Source organism: Prochlorococcus marinus XMU1404 (genome assembly GCF_017696175.1).
GTDB lineage: Bacteria > Cyanobacteriota > Cyanobacteriia > PCC-6307 > Cyanobiaceae > Prochlorococcus_A > Prochlorococcus_A marinus_X.
In genome coordinates this window covers 177,831-197,831 of record NZ_JAAORE010000002.1, presented here as the reverse complement: position 1 = coordinate 197,831, position 20,001 = coordinate 177,831, and the positions used below count along the sequence as shown (strand labels likewise).

Genomic DNA, 20,001 nt, shown 5'->3' with positions numbered 1-20,001 from the left:
TTATAAACTTCTCAATGCAACAATTGGATCTAATTTAGAGGCTCTTTTTGCGGGTAAAACGCCGAATATTAAACCTATTGATCCTGAAATGATCATAGTGGAAATAGTAGTTGTAATTCCTACAGATGCAGGAAGTGGTGTTATCAGAGCTAAAAGAAAAACACCGGATAATCCGGTTGTTGTTCCTATTAATCCTCCAATTGTAGACAAAATCAATGCTTCAATTAAAAATTGAATTAATATATCAGACTGTTTTGCTCCTATTGCTTTTCTAAGACCAATTTCTTCAGTCCTTTCACTTACAGAAACGAGCATAATATTCATTATTCCTATTCCTCCAACCACTAAAGATACTGCCCCAATACCTGCCAATAAAAAAGTTAGCCCACTTGTTATGTTGGTAACTATATTTAATGCATCTTCTTGTGATCTAACGGCAAAGTCATCATCTCTTATTATTTTATGTCTTTGCCTTAATAAGTTAGTAATTTGGAATTTAGCGGCACTGGTTGCATTTTTATTTATCGCTTCAACACTAATAAAGCTTAAACTTACTCCATATGTAGGATCCTTACCAGTTATCCTATTTACCATTGTGTTTAATGGAATATAAGCATTTTTGTCTTGATTACTTCCAAATACTGCCCCTTTTGGTTTTAAAATTCCAATTATTTCATAAGTATGATCTTTAATTCTGATTTTTTTCCCAAGTGAAGATTTATCTTTGAAAAATTCATCTTTCAGATCAGGTCCAATAACTACATAACTTCTTGCGCTGTTAACATCGCCTTGAGATATAAATCTTCCCTTATCTACCTCGAAGCTTCTAACCGTTAAAAATTCAGGAGTAACTCCTGCAATTGATATATTTAGACTTTTAGAATTTGATTGCACAATTTCGTTAGCAGAGATTTGAGGAGCAACTTTTTTAACTGTTGGGACTTGATTACTTATTGCTAATGCATCTTCTAAAACAAGGTTTTTAGGAAATGAAATACCTCTTCTCCTTGTGTCATTATTTCCAGGAACAATGAATAAAACATTTGCACCTAAATTACTTAATTGGTTTTTTGCTAATGTTTGAGCTCCTCTTCCAAGTCCAACAAGTGTAATAACTGATGCATTTCCTATTATTATCCCCAGCATTGTTAACGAACTTCTCAATTTGTTTGATACTAAAGTTTTTGTAGCCATTCCTAAGGCTTCTTTTATAGAGATATTCCTAGACATATTTATATTTATCTATTGCATCAACGTCTTCAATTTGCCCCATGTATATAACACCTTCATTAAGCTGCAATGTAATAAGGTCGCCATTACTAATTTGATGATTATCTATATTTTCTAAATTACAAATTGTAGATATCCTTTTATTATTTTTGTTATACAAAGCGTAAACGTCATCAACATTTTGGTTCGTAACAATACCTGCAATATTTTTACTCAGTGGGATATTCTCCATCAAATCTTCTTGAACAAATATTATTTCTCCAGGACAAATTAAGGAAATATCAAGGTTATTTTTAATTATTCTTGCTTTACCTGTAACACCGATTTCCCCTATTGAAATTCCTCTTGAAACAATCTTCCTTACTAAACCAACTTTAATTAAATCTGTAGATCCGCTAATACCAGTCAATGTACCTGCAGTTTGAACTACTAAATCTCCTTGATTTAGGATTCCCATCTCCTGTGCAATTTGCATAGCTAAACTAAAAGTTTTTGCTGTTCTTTCATCATTTTTAACTACTATGGGAGTGACTCCCCAAACAAGTTGCAATCTTCTTGCTACACTCCTCTCTGTAGTAGTTGCCAAGATAGGTGTTGGTGGTCTGAATTTACTTACATTTCGAGCAGTAGAGCCTGATTTAGTTAAAGGAATTATAGCTCCTGCGTCTAGTTGTCTTGCAATATTACTTACTGCTGCACTAATAGCATTTGGGATCGTACTAGGTAAGTGGCTCTCAATAGCTTTAAGTGGATAATCCCTTTCAATTCTTCTCGCTATTGTTGCCATCGTTTCTACTGCCTCTACAGGATAATCACCAACTGCCGTTTCGTTTGAAAGCATTACAGCATCTGTTCCATCAAGAATTGCATTGGCAACATCACTAACTTCAGCCCTAGTTGGTCTTGGATTCGAAGCCATTGAATCAAGCATTTGCGTAGCTGTAATTATTGGGATACCTAATGAATTAGCTTTTCTAATTAATTCCTTTTGCAAAAGAGGAACTTCTTCAGCAGGCATTTCTACTCCCAAATCACCTCTTGCAACCATAACACCATCACATAATGGTAATACAGTATCAATTTGATCAATTGCTTCAAATTTTTCAATTTTTGCCACTACTGGAGTTGAATGTCCATTTTTGCTTATTAAATTTTTTATCTCGTTTATATCGGATGGATTTCTAACGAAACTTAGGGCTATCCAATCTACTCCTTCAGATAAACCGAATTGTAAATCCTCTTTATCTTTTTCTGTTAGTGCTTTTACTGATAATTGAACATCTGGGAAATTTACACCTTTATTATTTGAAAGAACTCCCCCTACAGTCACCAAGCACTCTAAAAGATTGGATTTTATATCTACTTTTTCTACAATCATCTCTATTTTGCCATCATCTAAAAGTATTCTTTTTCCTTCGCTGACTTCATTAGAAAGTTTGTCGTAGGTTACGTTGGCAATAGTATTTGTGCATTCAACTTCATTAGATGTCAGTGTAAATTTATCACCTTTTTTAACTTTTACTGGACCATCTTTAAAGCGCCCTAATCTTATTTTAGGTCCTTGAAGATCTTGTAATATTCCAATATCTATATCTAATTTTTTTGATACTTCTCTTATAGTTTTTATTCTTGCAGCATGATCTTTATGATCTCCATGCGAGAAATTTAATCTGAATGTTGTAACTCCAGCTTTAATTAAATCTGTAATTGTCTCTTCAGATTGAGTTGCAGGGCCAATAGTTGCTACTATTTTTGTTCTTCTTTTTAAATCAATATTCGACATATATAGATAATATTGCTAGATATAAATAAATTTAACATACCCAAAGTTAGTTATTTAAGTCATGGATTTTAAAACTTATCAGAAAAAAGCTAGGGAAACAGCACAATATCCAAATTTAGGTTCGAATAATATTTATCCAACTCTTGGTTTAGTAGGTGAGGCTGGTGAAGTAGCAGAAAAAGTAAAAAAAGTTATTAGAGACAAAAATGGAAAATTTGATAACGAATCAAAAATAGGGATTAAAAAGGAGTTAGGAGATGTTTTGTGGTACATCTCAAATCTTTGTACAGAATTAAATTTTAATTTAGAGGATGTAGCAATACAAAACCTTGAAAAATTAAAATTGAGAGCTGCTAAAGGAAAGATAAGCGGTTCTGGGGATGATAGGTAAATTCAGCTATACCCTAAGCTGGCATACTGAAGATTTGTAATTAAATTTTGAATAACATTTAAAAGTAAAAAAGCTAATAAAGATGAAATATCGAATCCTCCTATAGGAGGGATAATACCTCTAAAAATGTTTAAATAAGGATCTGTGATAGAAGTTAATGCAGATAAAACACCGTTACTCCAATCTATTCCTGGAAACCATGTAAGTAAAATTCTTATTATTAATATGAAAGAATAAATTGATAAAGTTTGACCTAGAACTGCAAAAATCTCAGATAACATTATCTTGTTGTAATTTAATATATTCTAACATTTACTTATTATTGCTGCTTATTATTAGGGCTTCCTATTTTTGAGAGATATTCATCACTCACAGCAAAAGTTTGAAAAAACTTTTCTGATAATGATAACCAATAAGATCTGCCATCTTTTTGCTTCCGTTTGACAATAAACTTCTTTTCTAATAATTCTTTAATATGATCATATGCTCCTGAACCTCGTAGAAGTATAAGATCAGATTGCAAGATCTTTTTTTTGATTGCAATGGTTGCCAATGTTCTTAATTCTGATGTTTTCAAATCAGAAGGAAGTAAATCCTCAACGAAATCATTAAGACTAGATTTTAGTTCTAGAGAAAAACTATCTTTAACTTGATTTAACTCAATAGCAGAGCTTGGATTAGAGTATTTATTTTTTAGATCTTTAATTGCATCATTTATTGAGTTGATATCAGAATTAGTAATTTCTGAAAGATCCCTTTTTGTTATGGGTCTACCTTTCAAATATAGAACGGCTTCAACTTTAGTAACTAGATCTATATCAGATGGTGGATTGGTATTCAGATCAGACTGATTGATTTTTAATTACCGAAATCTTTCCTAATTTACCTTATATTTAATTTGATGCACCAAGGAACAGTTTATATGTATCGTTTTGAGTTTCATCCCAGAATTTATAGCCTAAAATTCTTACAAATTCGTTCCACTCTAAAATTTCATTTCTATCGATTAAAACTCCAATAACAATTTTCCCTACATCTGCACCATAGTTCCTATAATGAAAAACGCTTATAGACCAATTAGATTTCATATTATTTAAGAAATTTATTAATGCTCCAGGTCTTTCAGGAAACTCAAATCTGTATAAAAGCTCGACAAAGTTTCTATTATTCATTTCTTTAAAATTCTTTGGTAATCTTCCACCTACCATATGTCTGAGATGATTTTTTGATAATTCATCATCACTTATGTCAATAAATGAGTACTCCGAATTTCTGAATTTATCTAAAAGATTTTTTTTATCAATTAATCCATAGACTTGTACTCCTACAAAGATCTGCGCATTTTCAGAATTTGACATTCTATAGCTAAATTCAGTTAAATTTCTATTATTTAGTAACTTACAAAAATCAATTAAACTACCGGCACGTTCTGGAATTTCCACAGCCATCATAACTTCTTTACACTCTCCAAGTTCTGCTCTTTCTGCTACAAATCTAAGCCTCTCAAAATTCATATTTGCACCACATGCAATAGCAACCATTTTTCTATTTGAATGATTCGAATTCAAAATATCTTTTTTCATCCCTGCAATTGATAATGCTCCTGCTGGTTCTAGTATTGATCTAGTATCCTCAAAAACATCTTTAATAGCAGCACATATTTCATCAGTATTAACTCTAATCATCTTATCTATATATTTTCTTCCAATATCAAAAGTATTTTTACCAATTTTTTTTACCGCCACTCCATCTGCAAATTGACCAACTGAAGATAATTCTACAATTTTTGATTCTTCCAAGGATTTTGTCATAGCATCTGAGTCTTCAGGCTCTACGCCAATGATTTTTACATCAGGCCATATTTTTTTTATGTATAAAGAAATTCCTGATATTAATCCACCTCCACCAACAGCAATATAAATTGCAAAAGGTTTTTCCTTTAGTTGCTGTTCAAGTTCAATAGCTATAGTTCCTTGTCCTGCAATAACATCTGGATCATCAAAAGGGTGAATAAAACATAAATTTCTTTCTTGGCTAATCCTTATTGCCTCTTTGTAGGTTTCATCATAGTTATCACCGAATAATATAACTTTTGCTTTTAAATTTTTTACTGCATTAACTTTTACTAGAGGTGTAGTAATGGGCATCAAAATGGTTGCTTTGCAATTTAACTTGAGAGCACTAAGTGCAACCCCTTGAGCATGATTTCCTGCACTTGATGTAATTACTCCCTGAGCAAGCTGTGAATTGGTAAGCTTACTCATTTTGTTATATGCACCTCTTATTTTGAATGAAAAAACATCTTGAAGATCTTCTCTTTTTAGAAAAACCTCATTATTAAGTGAATTACTTAAATTATGTGCTTTCTCTAGTGGTGTTTTTTTTGCTACTTCATAGACTTCAGCTTGAAGTATTTTTTCAAAATAATCATTCATATATATATTTTTAGCATTAATTATTAATCTAATAAAACATTACATGATCTATTTCAAAAAAAATACTCATTTTGCCCCTCGGCGTTTTAGATTATATAGATACCAATTTTTATTCAATGCTTTTAAGTGAGTTAAGCCATCCGAATGAACTACATGGCTTAACAGTTTCACAATTAGAGGAAGTTGCTTGTCAAATTAGAGAAAGACATCTTCAAGTGGTATCTACCAGTGGCGGACACCTTGGTCCAGGATTAGGTGTAGTTGAATTGACATTAGCTTTATATCAGACTCTTGATCTTAATTTAGACAAGGTTGTTTGGGATGTAGGGCATCAAGGTTATCCCCATAAATTAATAACAGGTCGTTTTAGTGATTTTGATTCTCTTAGGCAACAAAATGGGGTAGCAGGCTATCTTAAAAGAAGTGAAAGTAAATTTGACCATTTTGGTGCTGGTCATGCAAGTACATCTATTTCTGCAGCATTAGGAATGGCAATAGCGAGAGATAGGAAAGGAGAAAACTATAAATGTGTAGCTGTTATAGGTGACGGCGCTTTAACTGGCGGAATGGCATTAGAAGCAATAAATCATGCAGGGCACTTACCAAATACTCCCTTGGTCGTAGTGCTAAATGATAATGATATGTCTATATCTCCTCCAGTTGGAGCTCTTTCTACTTATTTAAATAAAGTTAGGCTTAGTCCACCATTACAATTTTTATCAGATAGTGTACAAGAAAGTGTTAAAAATATTCCATTAATTGGCAAAGACATCCCAGAAGAATTAAAGAATATTAAAGGAAGTGTTAGACGTTTAGCTGTTCCTAAGGTAGGCGCAGTTTTTGAAGAACTAGGATTTACATATATGGGGCCAATTGATGGTCATGATATTGAAAATTTAGTAAATACATTTAATGCTGCACATAGACTTAAAAAACCTGTACTTGTGCATGTAGTTACGACAAAAGGGAAAGGTTATCCTTACGCTGAAGCTGATCAAGTTGGATATCATGCACAGTCTGCATTTGATCTTACTACTGGTAAATCCATTCCATCAAAAAAACCAAAGCCAGTTAGTTATAGTAAAATTTTTGGCCAAACATTATTAAAAATATGTGAACAAGATAGTAGAGTTATTGGTATTACAGCTGCGATGGCTACCGGTACAGGATTAGATTTATTACAAAAAAATATTCCAAATCAATATGTTGATGTGGGAATAGCTGAACAACATGCAGTTACTCTTGCTGCAGGAATGTCCTGTGAAGGACTAAAACCTGTTGTAGCCATCTATAGCACTTTTCTCCAACGTGCATTCGATCAATTAATTCATGATGTAGGCATACAAAATTTACCTGTATCGTTCGTACTTGATAGAGCTGGGATAGTTGGAGCTGACGGACCTACTCACCAAGGTCAGTACGATATAAGCTATATGAGATCCATACCTAATTTTGTCTTAATGGCGCCTAAGGATGAATCCGAATTACAAAGAATGTTAATAACTTCCATCAATCACAAAGGTCCAACCGCATTAAGAATACCAAGAGGTTCTGGATTAGGAGTAGTTGTAATGGATGAGGGTTGGGAACCGTTGAATATTGGTGAAGCTGAGATACTTGAAGAGGGGAATGATATTTTAATTATTGCTTATGGATCTATGGTCGCTTCAGCTATTAAAACAGCTGAGATCTTAAAAGGTATGAACATTAATGCATGTATTGTAAATGCAAGATTTGTAAAACCTCTCGATAAAAAACTTATTTTGCCTCTTGCTAGTAGGATTCAAAAAGTAGTAACGATGGAAGAAGGAACCTTAATAGGTGGATTTGGTTCTGCTATCGTTGAATTATTTAACGATAATGAAGTAAATATTCCTGTATACAGAATTGGCATACCTGATGTTTTAGTTGATCATGCATCACCTGATCAGAGTAAAGAGAAATTAGGTCTTATGCCTGATCAGATGGCAGATAGAATTGTCGAAAAATTCAAATTAAATAATTAAAAACTTTATAAATCAAATTTTATAAAACACCGCGTGATGCTAATCCTAGGATGGCCCCAATTCCGAAAATATGGCCAAGGCAATTAGCTCCTACAACTGATGCGTGACTTAAACCACCATAAAATTTTGAATTAGGTATTTCAAAACCTTCATTAGGTTTTCTTATAGTTGCTCTAGCAATTGCATAAGCAAACACATTACATGCAATCATAACAACGGCACACTTTGGTGACCATTCGAATGTTGCTGGAGCAGAAGCAGCTGCAAATAATGTAGTAAACATAGAAAATCGTTATTTTCATATATTCTCTAATACTTTTACCTAAAAAACACAAAATTGTTATGTGTCTTAAGAGTTGTTTACTTCTAGGGTATTTAACATCTTTATGAATCCCAACAAAATAATGAAATCGCTTAAGGTTAAGAAGGATTCTGCTAAACCATGCCAGAAGTCAATCTCAACAAGGGTTTTGTTGTAGTAATTTAAGGTGAAGAGAGAAACTACTATAGTTACAAACACAAATAAAACTGTTAAGGAATAACCTGTTTTTACAAATTTATTCACAGATTTAATTTTATATAAGTAGAACAAAAAAATTGCATATGGGAATATAGATGCTGCGAACAAAGCCGTATTGTCAATTGAAGCTATTTTTTCTATTAATTTAATAAATAAATCATTCATAAGACTCTTTACTTTTAAAAATAGTGAATGATGCTAAAGCTAATGTTGAATTTCCAATAAATGTAAATATCCCTTGAAGCGTTACTAATCCATATAATTTATCCTGATTATCATAGATATGCCAAGTTATAGCGCACATAGCTCCTATTAAGTTTGGGACCATAGCTAAACTTAACCAAAAAAATAAATTATATTTTTTATATTTAGAAATCTTGTATATAACAAAGATGGTAAATATCCATTCAATGACTGAAGAGATATGAATTAACCAAGTAACAAATGAAAGTTCGTGCACAAATTATATTTTTTTCTTTAGTACATTAAGTACTTCCTTGGCATGATTTATTGGTAAAACACTTATCCATCTATAAGAAATTGTCCCCTCTGGAGAAATCAAAAAAGTATTTCTATCTGAAAATGGAGGAATCCAAGAACCATATTTCTCGCTAATAGTTCCATCAGGATCAGATAATAAAGTGTAGTTTATAGATTTCTCACTGCAGAAACTTTCATGGGAATTTTGATTATCAGCACTGATGCCAACAATTTCAGCGTTATATTTTGAAAAATCTTTTTTTAATTCGGAAAAACCTTTAGCTTCAAGAGTGCATCCTGCTGTAAAGTCCTTTGGATAAAAATACATAACAAGCCATTTACCTTGAAAATCATTTAATTCCCAATTTTTTTTTGATTTTATGTTTTTATTAAAACCTTCTAAATAAAAACTTGGAGCCGAATCACCAACTTCAGGAGCAAAGTCATAAGCGATAACTGAATTACAATTAAGGAAAATAATAAATGTTATTAATATATTTACAACTAAATTTTTCATTAAATTTAGAATTTTTTTAAATCAACTCCATTTGATCTTGCATATTTATCTAATCCAACTTTTTGTACTGATTTTAGTGCCTTTGCACTAATTTTAATATTTACCCATTTTTTGCCTTCTTCCCACCAAAGTCTCCTTTTTTGGAGATTAACTTGTTGCAATTTTTTTGTACGAATATGTGAGTGACTCACAGCCATCCCGTTATTAGCTTTTGCACCAGTCAGTTCGCAAACTCTTGACATATTTTTATTTTATATCTATGAAAATTTTAACACACGACTCAATTTGATGAATTAAGCAATTCTGAAATTAATTCGGCATTATTATTTTGTAAATTAATAATCTGTTCTTGATCTAATCCACCAACAGATAGTTTAGCCATATCGTAAACTTGATTTGCAATTTTCGATGCCAATGGATTTTCTATAGGTTCTTTTTTATCAATAATTATTTTATTGCCTGTAATTTTATTAAGTCCAACAATAAGAGGATGTTCTTTGTTAATTAAAAGCACATGATATTCAGGTAAGCCAGGCAGCTTTTGTTCCATGTAAGCACCCATATCATTAATTCTTCTCATTTGTTCTGGAAGCAAGATCATAGCGGGTGGAGCCCCTTTACTTGATAGTGACTGAACTTTAACTGTTACTTTCTCATTGTTAAGTGCTTTAACAATTGTATCTCGAAGATTTTCTGAATTTGATTTACCATCCTTATCTACAATTTCATTAGATTCTTTATCTTCAAGTTCATTTATTTCTGAATCAACTCTTTGGAACTGATAATCTTCGTTTTTACTTTCTAACCAAGGAAGAAATTGTGCATCTATTAAGGGATCTGATTTAATAACTTCTTTGTTATCAGATAAACAGATATTTAATGCACTTGACTGAGCAATCGAATCTGAACAGTAAATTATTTTTTTTGACTCAGTTTTATTATTTCGTTCTTTGTAATTTGCGAGAGTTGTGAAATATTTATCATTTGATTTAATAAGTGATTTATTTTCAATATCTTTAGTTATGTTTTTCTCTGAATTTATGATTGTTTCAAAAATAATACTGTTAACAACTAATTCAGCAAATTTTTCATCTTCGATAGCACCAATTTTAATAAATGCAGAGATAGAATCCCAAATTTCTGCATAAAATTCTGGAGAATTTTTAATCAAATCCTTCAGTTTATTAGCAATTTTTTTTGAAATAAATGATGATATAGATCTTACTTTTCTATCTGTTTGTAATGCGCTTCTACTTACATTTAATGGTATATCAGTAGAATCAATTACTCCTCTTAGAGGTAAAAGATATTTTGGGACTATCTCTTTAATTGAATCGCTTACGAAAACTTGATTACAAAATAGTTTAATTTCTCCCTTTTCCCAATCAGCTCTACCAGACAATTTAGGGAAATACAATATCCCTTGTATGTCATATGGATAATCTGTATTTAGATGAATCCATAACAATGGATCTCCTTGAAAAGGATAAAGGTATTTATACAACTCAATATAATCTTCATCTTTTAATTCACTAGGTTGTTTTCTCCAGGGAGGATTTTTCTTATTAATTGTCTCACCTTCTAATAAAACATCTATTGGCATAAAATCACAATATTTTTTTATTAATGATTTAATCCTTTCTGGCTCAATAAACTCTTTCTCTTCGTCAAGTAGGTGAAGTATCACATCAGTACCAATTGTCTCTCTCTCTGACTCCTCTAAAGTAAAATTTGGTGAGCCATCACAAGACCATTTAAAAGCTTTTGATTCTCCAATCGCTGATTTAGTTAATATATCAACTCTATCTGCCACCATGAAACTTGAATAAAAACCAAGTCCAAAGTGACCTATAAATTCATCATTATCTTTTTTATATTTTGTTAGGAATTCTTCTGCGCTAGAGAAAGCTACTTGGTTTATGTACTTCTTAATTTCTTCGTCATTCATTCCAATTCCATTATCAGAAATTGTTAAGGTTTTATTCTCACGGTCAATAGATATTTTTACCTGAGCTTCTTCAGTATTTTCACAGTCACCTGCCATAGATGCCATTCTTCGTTTACTTATTGCGTCAACACCATTACTAACAAGTTCTCTTAAAAAGATTTCATGGTCAGAATATACTGCCTTCTTAATAATTGGGAAAATATTTTCGGTATTAATACGAATTTCACCTTTTTCCATTTAAAAAAAAATCAAACATATTAAATCTTATTTCCTAAAAACTAGTTAATCAAGTTTAATTAGGAGTATTGTCCGAACAATATATGAATTTAAACCAAAATAAACTTATAAATGGTTTTATTTAATCCACATAATCTCACTACAATTGTTTTCTAACATTATTTGGTTGGCTTTAGACAAGTCATCAATAGGATTTAAATGTAAGACGGCAATATTTCCTTTATTCTGTTGTTCTTTTTGTTCATTCATACCTTTTTCTAACAAATAAGAATCTTTAAACATTAATAAAATCTTTTTTTTATCTGTCTTATCTTCCCTAATTAAATTTCTTAAAATGTCTATTGAAATTGTAAATCCAATCCCATTTAAGATCTTCTCCTTAGGACTAAAGTATCTTACTAATTCATCATATCTTCCGCCTTTTGCAATAACGCTTTTATTTTTACCATCATCGCCTATAAGTTGAAAAACTATTCCCTCATATAAATTCAAGTGAGGTTGAAACGTGGGATCAAGTTGTAATTTGATTCCATATCTACTTGATATTTTTGTTAATGATTCAAATAAAAAATTTAAGTCATCTAAAGTTTTACTTGTACCATATGTAGTTTTCAATTTATTTAATATTGCAATTGGTTCTCCTCTTGTGAATAAGAGATCTTTAAGAATATATTTATCATCTTCATCAATTCCTAATTTAGATAAATTATCTTGATCAAAATTTACCAGACTTTTCTTAATTTCTTCAAAATTATTATCCTTATATTTATTTAAGATTAAATCCATTATTTTTGTTGTACTTACTAGTAGATATAAACTACAACCATCCCTCAAATTAATATTATCTATTGCATCAAACAAGATATTAATGACTTCAATTTCTGGGTATTTTGTATCATATCCAATTAATTCAATTCCACTCTGCAGTTTTTCTTGTAACTTAAATGAATTTTTATTATTTTGTTTTTTATCAAAGACCATTCCATTGGTGAATAATCTTATAGGTCTTTTCTTATTTATTAATCTAGTTGATGACAATTTAACAATGGATGTTGTCATTTCTGGCCTAAGACATAATGAATTATTACTTACTATTCCCACAAGCTGATTTTCTTCAATAACTCCGCGGCCCTTTATCGTCTCTAAGGTATTTATAAATGATGGTGAAACCTCTTCATAGCCCCATAGTTTATAAATACTATTTAAATTATTTATGATATTAGAGTTATTTTTTACATCGACTAATTTAATTTCTTTTATTTCTGACATTTTAATATTTAACGTATTTTAGGTATAGAGATTTTTATTAAATGGAGAAACTTTATCTAGTTCATTTTTTAATTCAGTTTCAAGGCTGGGAGAACAAGCTAGAATTCTTCCAGATCTTAAATTAAATTTGCCTGATGGATAATCTGAAATAATTCCACCAGCCTCTTCTACAATGATAGCACCAGCCGCTAGGTCCCAAACCTCCAATCCTCTTTCCCAGTATCCATCGACCTTACCTGCAGCAACAAATGCTAGATCAACTGCTGCTGCTCCTCCTCTTCTGACACCTCTAGTTTTATGTGTTAAGTAACAAAATTCAGCATAATTGTTATCCTCTGTATCAAATCTGTCATAAGAGAAACCAGTTACAAGTAGACTATCAGCAAGCTGAGATGGATTAGATACTTTAAGTTCACAATCATTGCAGAATGATCCTAAACCGATACAGGCTGAATATAGCTCATTTAAATAAGGTACTGATATGGCCCCTATAATTGGCTTGTTTTTATATACAAGACCAATAGAAGTTCCAAAGAAAGGATATCCATGAGAATAATTTGTTGTACCGTCTAATGGGTCTATACACCAAGTAAAATCTGAGAATTTGTTTAATTTACCCGATTCCTCTGCATGGATAGATATGTTTGGGGTCATTTCTAATAGATAATCTTTTATTTTATTTTCGACTTCCAAATCTACATTGGTTACTAAATCACCTTTTCTACCCTTTGATGATATTTTCTGAATTTTATTGTAATTAATTTTTAGAATTTCATTACCAATTTGAGCTGAATTCTTTGCTATATCATACAAACTGGATAAGTTTACTTGATTAGCAAGTTCATCTATTTCACTTGATTCAAACATGATAATTAATCTTCCTCAAATTCCCAAGGTGGCGCAACTCTTGTATTTCCTCTCCCAAAATATTGTCCAAATTGTAAATCATAAACTTCATCTTCATATGTAGTTTCCACCTCAAGATCTGAAGTTGCTTTAGCTACACAAAGCAGAGCATAACCTTTATTTTTTAATGCTTGAGATACACCCATGGCTTCAGGCTGTTCCAAAGAACCAGATATTATTTTAACTGCACAACTTGTACAGCAACCATTTCTACATGAAAATGCAAGCTTAAAACCTTTCTTCTCAAATTCCTTAAGTATGTACTCATCACTATTAACCTGTTCTTGGTATACCTTTCCGGTTTCCTTATTTTTAATCGTGACTGTGAAAGTCTTTCTCAAATAACTTTCCTCAAAAATGGGATGATCAAGGGTTAAAATGGTGATCTTGGGAGAGGTGGCCGAGTGGTTGAAGGCGCAGCACTGGAAATGCTGTATAGGGGCAACTTTATCGAGGGTTCGAATCCCTCTCTCTCCGTTTTATATTAGTTTATTTTGGTTAACTACATCAACACCTTTGTCTGTAAAAAATGTTCTAGAAAAAATAGTTATCTTTTTGACTAGTTATAAATAATCTTATTTATTTAAATTAAGTTGAAATTATTATAATTTTACTATTATATGTAAATATCTAAGATAAAAATTAATTAAGTTATTAGTAAATTTTGCTTTAATTTAGCATTCTAAAATCATGGGGCAAATAGTTGGAATTGATTTAGGTACTACTAACTCTGTTGTCGGAGTTATAGAATCTGGTCGTCCAATTGTTATTGCAAATTCTGAGGGAACTAGAACAACACCTTCAATAGTTGGATTTACAAAAGACAAAGAAATAGTTATAGGAGACCAAGCGAGAAGACAACTTGTTCTAAATCCTAAGAATACCTTTTATAACCTAAAAAGATTTATTGGTAGTGACTGGGATGAATTAGATGAGAATAGTATTTCTGTTCCTTATAACGTAAAAGCTAATACCAATGGAAGTGTTAGGGTTCTTAGTCCAAATACAGAAAGAGAGTATGCACCAGAAGAATTAGTTAGCTCATTGATTAGAAAATTAATTAATGATGCTGAAACATATCTTGGAGATACTGTTGATTCTGCAGTTATTACTGTCCCTGCTTACTTTAATGAATCTCAAAGGCAAGCCACAAAGGATTCTGCAATATTAGCTGGTATTAAAGTAGATAGAATTCTAAATGAACCTACAGCTGCAGCTCTAGCTTATGGTTTTGAAAAAAGTTCTTCTAATAATGTTTTGGTTTTTGATTTAGGAGGAGGAACATTTGATGTTTCATTATTGAAAATTTCTAATGGTGTATTTGATGTTAAAGCCACTTGTGGTGATACACAGCTTGGAGGAAACAATTTTGATTCAAAAATAGTTGATTGGCTTGCGGAAAAATTTCTTACTAAACATGATATTGATCTAAGAAGGGATAGACAAGCTTTACAGAGATTAACTGAGGCTGCTGAAAAAGCTAAATGTGAATTGTCAGGATTGCAAAAAACAAAAATATCATTACCATTTATCACAACAAGTAAAGAGGGGCCGTTACATATTGAAGAAACATTAGATAGAAAAATATTTGAATCATTATCACAAGATTTACTAGATAGATTATTAGAGCCTGTGCAAATAGCTTTAGACGATTCAGGATGGAACGCAGAAGATATTGATGAGGTAGTTCTTGTAGGTGGCAGCACAAGAATCCCAATGGTTCAACAATTAGTAAAGACTCTAGTTCCAAATGATCCATGTCAATCTGTTAATCCTGATGAAGTAGTAGCAGTTGGAGCTGCTATACAATCTGGAATTATTAATGGTGATTTACAAGATTTACTCCTAAATGACGTTACTCCCTTATCTTTAGGTTTAGAAACTATTGGTGGTCTTATGAAGGTACTTATTCCTCGTAATACACCAATACCAGTTAGACAATCTGATGTTTTTAGTACGTCCGAAGCTAATCAATCATCAGTAGTTGTTCAAGTACGGCAGGGAGAAAGGCCATTAGCCTCTGAAAATAAATCACTTGGTAAATTCAGACTATCAGGAATACCTCCAGCTCCAAGGGGAATACCTCAAGTCCAGGTAGCATTTGATATTGATGCTAATGGTCTTTTAGAAGTAAGTGCAACTGATAGAACAACTGGAAGAAAGCAAACAGTTACAATTTCTGGAGGTTCTAATTTAAATGAACAAGAAATAAATTCGATAATTGAAGAAGCTAAAATAAAAGCAAATGAAGATAGGAAGAAAAGATCTGTAATTGATAGAAAAAATAGTGCTTTAACTCTTATTGCGCAAGCTGAAAGAAGACTTAGGGATGCCTCATTAGAATTTGGTCCTTATGGAGCCGAAAGGCAACAACGAGCTGTTGAAATAGCCATTCAAGATGTTGAAGATTATATAGATTACGATGATCCTCAAGAATTAGAAATTTCAGTAAGTGCTCTCCAAGAAGCATTATTCGGATTAAACAGAAAATTTTCGGCAGAAAAGAAAACTGATAATAATCCCTTACAGAGCATTAAAAATACATTTGGATCATTAAAGGATGAACTCTTTTCAGATGATTATTGGGATGATGATCCTTGGGATAATCAAATGAATAGAAATTATAGAAATTCGAGGTATGGTAATTCTAGGGACGATGATCCATGGGACAATGACTACTTCCTCTAAAAAAGACTATTTGTCGATTTTGGGTTTATCCCCTGATTTCGATGATAAAGAACTTAAAAAGGCCTTTCGAAGAGAAGCACGAAAATGGCATCCAGATTTAAATAAAAATGATCTTAATGCAGAGGAAAGATTTAAATTAATTAACGAAGCATACGAATGTCTACGTGATCCTAATATTAGAAAAAATGGTTCGGATAAAAATATTGATGATGATTCCGAAAATAATAATTTCAAGACGGGGTTTCCTGATTTTCAAGATTATCTTGATTCATTATTTGGATATGAATACTCACAAAAGAATTACGAAGAATATGACAATGAACCATTTGAAGATGAATCGATAAATACAAATAATGATGAATTTAATAATTATGACTACCCTACAACCTCTCCAGAAGAGCCGCCTCCAGTTAAACTCCACCAAGATATTGAAACAGTTATTGATTTAACTCCTGATGAGGCCTTAAATGGAGCTTCAATTTTAATAGAGCTCGAAGATGAAACCGTAGTAGAAGTAGATACACCTCCTTTCGCTGGAGATGGATGGCGATTAAGACTTGAAAATATTGCAAGAGGAGGTAAAGATCATTATCTACAGTTAAAAGTTCAAACCAAAAGTGGTCTAAGAATTGATGGTTTAAGAGTTCTTTATAAATTAGAGTTATTTCCTCATGATGCTCTTCTTGGTTGTGCAGTTGAGGTTCCGACCCTAGATGGAAATGTCACACTTCAAGTGCCACCTAAATCATCTACGGGTAGAATGTTACGTTTGAAAGGTAGGGGTTTAACTTTCGAAGATAATGTAGGCGATCAATATGTTGAAATCTTGGTAGTGATACCTGCTGATATTAATGATGAAGAAATTGCTTTATATACAAGATTACAAGAATTATCACTTTCTGATTCTCAATCAAATATTATATAAATAGAAAAAACGATACTTATGAACATATTTGTTCTTCTATATAATTCAGGAACAGATAAGGAAGGAATTCATTCAATAGAACTTAAAGGAAGGACCATTGTTCTTATGTTTGAAGATAAGGATGATGCAACGAGATATTGTGGTCTACTAGAAGCTCAAGATTTTCCTTTGCCAACAGTTGAAATGATCAACATTGAGGAAATTAAAGATTTCTGCAATAAATTAGATTATGAATGCAAATTAGTAGAAAAAAATTTTGTACCTAAAACCGCAGAAGATAGGTTGTTAATTTCACCACCCCAGAAAAACCTAGAAGTTGAAAATTGGGAGGAAGACAAAAATAATAATAACATTGATATAAATACCATTAAAGAAAACCTTGAAAAGTTGCTTTAGCTATTAAAATATCAGAATTATTATTAAACAAATAAAAAATGACAACTGCATTATTTGAAACAGAAGTTGGGAACATTAATATTGAATTTTTCTCTGAAGACGCCCCAAATACCGTCAACAACTTTACTAAATTGATTAGTAATGGTTTTTATGACGGACTAGCTTTTCACAGAGTTATTCCTGGTTTTATGGCCCAAGGTGGATGTCCTAATACTCGTGACGGAGCATCTGGTATGCCTGGAACTGGAGGTCCTGGATATAATATTAAATGTGAAATTAATTCCAATAAACATCTTAAAGGCTCACTTTCTATGGCTCATGCAGGAAAGGATACAGGTGGTAGTCAGTTTTTCATAGTCTATGAACAACAGCCTCATCTCGATGGAGTTCATACTGTTTTTGGTAAGACTGACGATATGGATGTAGTTCTAAAGCTTACTAATGGTTCCAAAATTTTAAAAGCAACTTTAAAATAGTAATTTAGTCTTCAAAAACAATACTAAATGTCTCTTTATCTAGATTAAATTTTCTTGTAGAAGAATATAAGATTTCATTATTAATAGTAAATTTAGTATTGATTAATTTGATGCTACTTTTTGGATGTAATGCCTGTTCAATGTTTCTAGAAACAATAATTCCAATCTTTGTACTATCTTCATAATTGGATAAAAACTGAATAAATAATTCTATATTCTTTATTTCTTCATCAGTAATGTTGGAATTGGTTCTATTCTGATCATGCAAAATTCGCCAAACTAATTTTGGTCGATTCCAAAAAGCTAATAATCTTGGAGTACTTTCTAGTTTAATATTAATTTTCTTATCACTACAGAATTTAATAACGTCATTTTTTATTGGAACTAGATCAATAGATTTATATTTTCCGTCAAGAAAAATTGATATAAATGGATCGATATTCCTGGAATTAGGATTATCTTCATCAATCATGTGACCTAACTTCATTTTTTTTACACTCAAATATTCAGCATTATTATCGTTTGGACAAATTACTAATGGAACTCTCTCAATAACCTCTATTCCATAACCACCTAATCCAGCAATCTTTCTAGGATTATTTGTAAGTAATTTTAGTTTTTTTATGCCTAAATCGGTTAATATCTGTGCTCCAACTCCATAATTTCTTAGATCAGCTGGAAAACCTAACTTTTCATTAGCTTCTACAGTGTCTAATCCACCGTCCTGTAAACTATAAGCTTTTAATTTATTTATAAGACCAATACCTCTACCTTCTTGTCTCAAGTAAACAACAACTCCCTCTTCCTCCTTTTCTATCCTTGATAAAGCAGCCTCTAACTGGGGTCTACAATCGCATCGTAATGATCCAAAAGCATCGCCAGTTAAGCACTCTGAATGCATTCTTACTAGTACAGGTTCGCTTAATTTTGATGATTTTTGTTTAACTAATGCAACGTGCTCTGAACCATCAAGTTCGTTAACATATCCATAAGCTTTGAAATTACCAAAAATACTTGGAAGTACAGCATCGGATTTTCTAAATACAAATCTTTCAGTTTGAAAACGATAACTTATTAAATCAGCTATTGATATTAATTTCATTCCCCACTGATTTGCATATTCTTTAAGTTGAGGAAGTCTTGACATGGAACCGTCAGGATTTTGTATTTCACAAATCACTCCTGCGGGATAAAGACCTGACATTGCAGCAATATCTACCGCTGCTTCGGTATGACCGGCCCTTTTTAAAACTCCACCTTTTTTAGCTCTTAATGGAAAAATATGTCCTGGCCTCCGTAAATCTTCAGGTTTTGTATTTGGATTTATAGCAACTTGAATTGTCTTAGCCCTATCTTCAGCTGAAATTCCAGTAGAAACGTTATTTTCAGGTCCAGCATCAATTGATATAGTAAAAGCTGTTTGATTTTTATCTGTATTTCTATCTACCATTAAAGGTAAATCTAAAGAGTCAAGTTTCTCACCTTGCATAGCTAGGCATATGAGACCACGTCCCTCAGTAGCCATAAAATTTATTTGCTGAGGAGTTGCAAACTGAGCCGCACAAATTAAATCTCCTTCATTTTCTCTTCTTTCATCATCAACCACAATTATGCACTCACCATTCCTTATCGCTGCCAATGCATCGCTGATAGGATCAAAATCAATTTTAAAAGATTCATTTATATCCAAAATTGTTCCATTATTTGATTTGGGACTTGTTTCTTTCATTATTCCTATCAATATAGAAAAATAGTGTTTTAGTTACCTTAAATTCAACACTTTACAATCCTATC

General features: G+C 31.8%; 21 protein-coding genes and 1 tRNA gene. 7 read left to right on the top strand and 15 right to left on the bottom strand.

What is annotated here, in order from left to right; genetic code table 11:
- A complete protein-coding gene (locus HA144_RS04690; RefSeq protein ID WP_209042956.1) occupies nucleotides 1–1,230 on the bottom strand; it encodes an ABC transporter permease in 1,230 nt (409 codons plus the stop codon).
- Nucleotides 1,223–3,013, bottom strand: coding sequence for a pyruvate kinase (pyk, locus tag HA144_RS04685; protein ID WP_209042955.1), 1,791 nt, complete (start codon nucleotides 3,011–3,013; stop codon nucleotides 1,223–1,225). Before pyk ends, HA144_RS04690 begins: the two co-directional genes overlap by 8 nt.
- Before the next feature lie 61 nt (nucleotides 3,014–3,074).
- Between pyk and HA144_RS04680 the strand changes: the two genes are divergently transcribed.
- Complete coding sequence (locus HA144_RS04680; protein ID WP_209042954.1) at nucleotides 3,075–3,404, top strand: nucleoside triphosphate pyrophosphohydrolase family protein; 330 nt, start codon at nucleotides 3,075–3,077, stop codon at nucleotides 3,402–3,404.
- Nucleotides 3,405–3,406: 2 nt separating this feature from the next.
- Here the strand turns inward: HA144_RS04680 and HA144_RS04675 are convergent, their stop codons facing one another.
- The 3 genes from HA144_RS04675 to ilvA form a co-directional block, all read right to left on the bottom strand.
- A complete protein-coding gene (locus HA144_RS04675) occupies nucleotides 3,407–3,685 on the bottom strand; it encodes a YggT family protein (protein ID WP_002807500.1) in 279 nt (92 codons plus the stop codon).
- A gap of 38 nt (nucleotides 3,686–3,723) precedes the next feature.
- Entirely contained in the window at nucleotides 3,724–4,221 is a 498-nt protein-coding gene (gene scpB / locus HA144_RS04670) for an SMC-Scp complex subunit ScpB (RefSeq protein ID WP_209043229.1), read from the bottom strand.
- A gap of 76 nt (nucleotides 4,222–4,297) precedes the next feature.
- Nucleotides 4,298–5,839, bottom strand: a complete 1,542-nt coding sequence (gene ilvA / locus HA144_RS04665; protein ID WP_209042953.1) for a threonine ammonia-lyase, biosynthetic — start codon at nucleotides 5,837–5,839, stop codon at nucleotides 4,298–4,300.
- Between the two features lie 116 nt (nucleotides 5,840–5,955).
- On the opposite strand from ilvA, the gene dxs reads away from it, so the two are divergent.
- Nucleotides 5,956–7,845: a 1-deoxy-D-xylulose-5-phosphate synthase gene (gene dxs / locus HA144_RS04660; RefSeq protein ID WP_209042952.1), complete on the top strand. Its 1,890-nt coding sequence runs from the start codon at nucleotides 5,956–5,958 to the stop codon at nucleotides 7,843–7,845.
- A 19-nt stretch (nucleotides 7,846–7,864) separates the two neighbouring features.
- On the opposite strand, the gene psaK is transcribed toward dxs, so the two are convergent.
- The 9 genes from psaK to HA144_RS04615 all read right to left on the bottom strand — a co-directional run bounded on the left by psaK (nucleotide 7,865) and on the right by HA144_RS04615 (nucleotide 14,063).
- Entirely contained in the window at nucleotides 7,865–8,128 is a 264-nt protein-coding gene (gene psaK / locus HA144_RS04655) for a photosystem I reaction center subunit PsaK (RefSeq protein ID WP_209042951.1), read from the bottom strand.
- 66 nt (nucleotides 8,129–8,194) lie between these two features.
- Nucleotides 8,195–8,530: a DUF3593 domain-containing protein gene (locus HA144_RS04650; RefSeq protein WP_209042950.1), complete on the bottom strand. Its 336-nt coding sequence runs from the start codon at nucleotides 8,528–8,530 to the stop codon at nucleotides 8,195–8,197.
- A complete protein-coding gene (locus HA144_RS04645; RefSeq protein ID WP_209042949.1) occupies nucleotides 8,523–8,825 on the bottom strand; it encodes a DUF2499 domain-containing protein in 303 nt (100 codons plus the stop codon). The genes HA144_RS04650 and HA144_RS04645 overlap by 8 nt, the downstream gene beginning before the upstream one ends.
- Before the next feature lie 3 nt (nucleotides 8,826–8,828).
- Nucleotides 8,829–9,362, bottom strand: coding sequence for a peroxiredoxin (locus tag HA144_RS04640; RefSeq protein ID WP_209042948.1), 534 nt, complete (start codon nucleotides 9,360–9,362; stop codon nucleotides 8,829–8,831).
- A gap of 5 nt (nucleotides 9,363–9,367) precedes the next feature.
- Nucleotides 9,368–9,604, bottom strand: coding sequence for a 50S ribosomal protein L28 (rpmB, locus tag HA144_RS04635; RefSeq protein ID WP_209042947.1), 237 nt, complete (start codon nucleotides 9,602–9,604; stop codon nucleotides 9,368–9,370).
- A gap of 38 nt (nucleotides 9,605–9,642) precedes the next feature.
- Nucleotides 9,643–11,547, bottom strand: a complete 1,905-nt coding sequence (gene htpG, locus HA144_RS04630; RefSeq protein WP_209042946.1) for a molecular chaperone HtpG — start codon at nucleotides 11,545–11,547, stop codon at nucleotides 9,643–9,645.
- 117 nt (nucleotides 11,548–11,664) lie between these two features.
- Entirely contained in the window at nucleotides 11,665–12,816 is a 1,152-nt protein-coding gene (locus HA144_RS04625) for an ATP phosphoribosyltransferase regulatory subunit (RefSeq protein WP_209042945.1), read from the bottom strand.
- A gap of 18 nt (nucleotides 12,817–12,834) precedes the next feature.
- Nucleotides 12,835–13,683: an inositol monophosphatase family protein gene (locus tag HA144_RS04620; RefSeq protein ID WP_209042944.1), complete on the bottom strand. Its 849-nt coding sequence runs from the start codon at nucleotides 13,681–13,683 to the stop codon at nucleotides 12,835–12,837.
- 5 nt (nucleotides 13,684–13,688) lie between these two features.
- Entirely contained in the window at nucleotides 13,689–14,063 is a 375-nt protein-coding gene (locus HA144_RS04615; RefSeq protein WP_209042943.1) for a 2Fe-2S iron-sulfur cluster-binding protein, read from the bottom strand.
- 49 nt (nucleotides 14,064–14,112) lie between these two features.
- Here HA144_RS04615 and HA144_RS04610 point away from each other — a divergent pair.
- The 5 genes from HA144_RS04610 to HA144_RS04590 all read left to right on the top strand — a co-directional run bounded on the left by HA144_RS04610 (nucleotide 14,113) and on the right by HA144_RS04590 (nucleotide 18,207).
- A tRNA-Ser gene (locus tag HA144_RS04610) sits at nucleotides 14,113–14,199 on the top strand.
- Nucleotides 14,200–14,412: 213 nt separating this feature from the next.
- Nucleotides 14,413–16,410: a molecular chaperone DnaK gene (gene dnaK, locus HA144_RS04605; protein ID WP_209042942.1), complete on the top strand. Its 1,998-nt coding sequence runs from the start codon at nucleotides 14,413–14,415 to the stop codon at nucleotides 16,408–16,410.
- On the top strand, nucleotides 16,361–17,335 hold the full coding sequence (locus tag HA144_RS04600) for a DnaJ C-terminal domain-containing protein (RefSeq protein ID WP_209042941.1): 975 nt from the start codon (nucleotides 16,361–16,363) through the stop codon (nucleotides 17,333–17,335). The genes dnaK and HA144_RS04600 overlap by 50 nt, the downstream gene beginning before the upstream one ends.
- A gap of 18 nt (nucleotides 17,336–17,353) precedes the next feature.
- Nucleotides 17,354–17,731 (top strand): DUF3110 domain-containing protein, encoded by a 378-nt coding sequence (locus HA144_RS04595; protein ID WP_209042940.1) that lies wholly within the window; start codon nucleotides 17,354–17,356, stop codon nucleotides 17,729–17,731.
- Nucleotides 17,732–17,769: 38 nt separating this feature from the next.
- Entirely contained in the window at nucleotides 17,770–18,207 is a 438-nt protein-coding gene (locus tag HA144_RS04590; RefSeq protein ID WP_209042939.1) for a peptidylprolyl isomerase, read from the top strand.
- A gap of 4 nt (nucleotides 18,208–18,211) precedes the next feature.
- Here HA144_RS04590 and ribBA read toward each other — a convergent pair whose 3' ends face one another.
- Nucleotides 18,212–19,936, bottom strand: coding sequence for a bifunctional 3,4-dihydroxy-2-butanone-4-phosphate synthase/GTP cyclohydrolase II (ribBA, locus tag HA144_RS04585; RefSeq protein WP_245152834.1), 1,725 nt, complete (start codon nucleotides 19,934–19,936; stop codon nucleotides 18,212–18,214).
- Nucleotides 19,937–20,001 lie beyond the last annotated feature (65 nt).

What these genes read in the sequence shown, in the direction of transcription:
- HA144_RS04690 (WP_209042956.1), bottom strand. Translation starts at nt 1,230, where the DNA reads ATGTCTAGGAATATCTCTATAAAAGAAGCCTTAGGAATGGCTACAAAA.
- pyk (WP_209042955.1), bottom strand. Translation starts at nt 3,013, where the DNA reads ATGTCGAATATTGATTTAAAAAGAAGAACAAAAATAGTAGCAACTATT.
- HA144_RS04680 (WP_209042954.1), top strand. Translation starts at nt 3,075, where the DNA reads ATGGATTTTAAAACTTATCAGAAAAAAGCTAGGGAAACAGCACAATAT.
- HA144_RS04675 (WP_002807500.1), bottom strand. Translation starts at nt 3,685, where the DNA reads ATGTTATCTGAGATTTTTGCAGTTCTAGGTCAAACTTTATCAATTTAT.
- ilvA (WP_209042953.1), bottom strand. Translation starts at nt 5,839, where the DNA reads ATGAATGATTATTTTGAAAAAATACTTCAAGCTGAAGTCTATGAAGTA.
- dxs (WP_209042952.1), top strand. Translation starts at nt 5,956, where the DNA reads ATGCTTTTAAGTGAGTTAAGCCATCCGAATGAACTACATGGCTTAACA.
- psaK (WP_209042951.1), bottom strand. Translation starts at nt 8,128, where the DNA reads ATGTTTACTACATTATTTGCAGCTGCTTCTGCTCCAGCAACATTCGAA.
- HA144_RS04650 (WP_209042950.1), bottom strand. Translation starts at nt 8,530, where the DNA reads ATGAATGATTTATTTATTAAATTAATAGAAAAAATAGCTTCAATTGAC.
- HA144_RS04640 (WP_209042948.1), bottom strand. Translation starts at nt 9,362, where the DNA reads ATGAAAAATTTAGTTGTAAATATATTAATAACATTTATTATTTTCCTT.
- rpmB (WP_209042947.1), bottom strand. Translation starts at nt 9,604, where the DNA reads ATGTCAAGAGTTTGCGAACTGACTGGTGCAAAAGCTAATAACGGGATG.
- htpG (WP_209042946.1), bottom strand. Translation starts at nt 11,547, where the DNA reads ATGGAAAAAGGTGAAATTCGTATTAATACCGAAAATATTTTCCCAATT.
- HA144_RS04625 (WP_209042945.1), bottom strand. Translation starts at nt 12,816, where the DNA reads ATGTCAGAAATAAAAGAAATTAAATTAGTCGATGTAAAAAATAACTCT.
- HA144_RS04620 (WP_209042944.1), bottom strand. Translation starts at nt 13,683, where the DNA reads ATGTTTGAATCAAGTGAAATAGATGAACTTGCTAATCAAGTAAACTTA.
- dnaK (WP_209042942.1), top strand. Translation starts at nt 14,413, where the DNA reads ATGGGGCAAATAGTTGGAATTGATTTAGGTACTACTAACTCTGTTGTC.
- HA144_RS04600 (WP_209042941.1), top strand. Translation starts at nt 16,361, where the DNA reads ATGGTAATTCTAGGGACGATGATCCATGGGACAATGACTACTTCCTCT.
- HA144_RS04595 (WP_209042940.1), top strand. Translation starts at nt 17,354, where the DNA reads ATGAACATATTTGTTCTTCTATATAATTCAGGAACAGATAAGGAAGGA.
- HA144_RS04590 (WP_209042939.1), top strand. Translation starts at nt 17,770, where the DNA reads ATGACAACTGCATTATTTGAAACAGAAGTTGGGAACATTAATATTGAA.
- ribBA (WP_245152834.1), bottom strand. Translation starts at nt 19,936, where the DNA reads ATGAAAGAAACAAGTCCCAAATCAAATAATGGAACAATTTTGGATATA.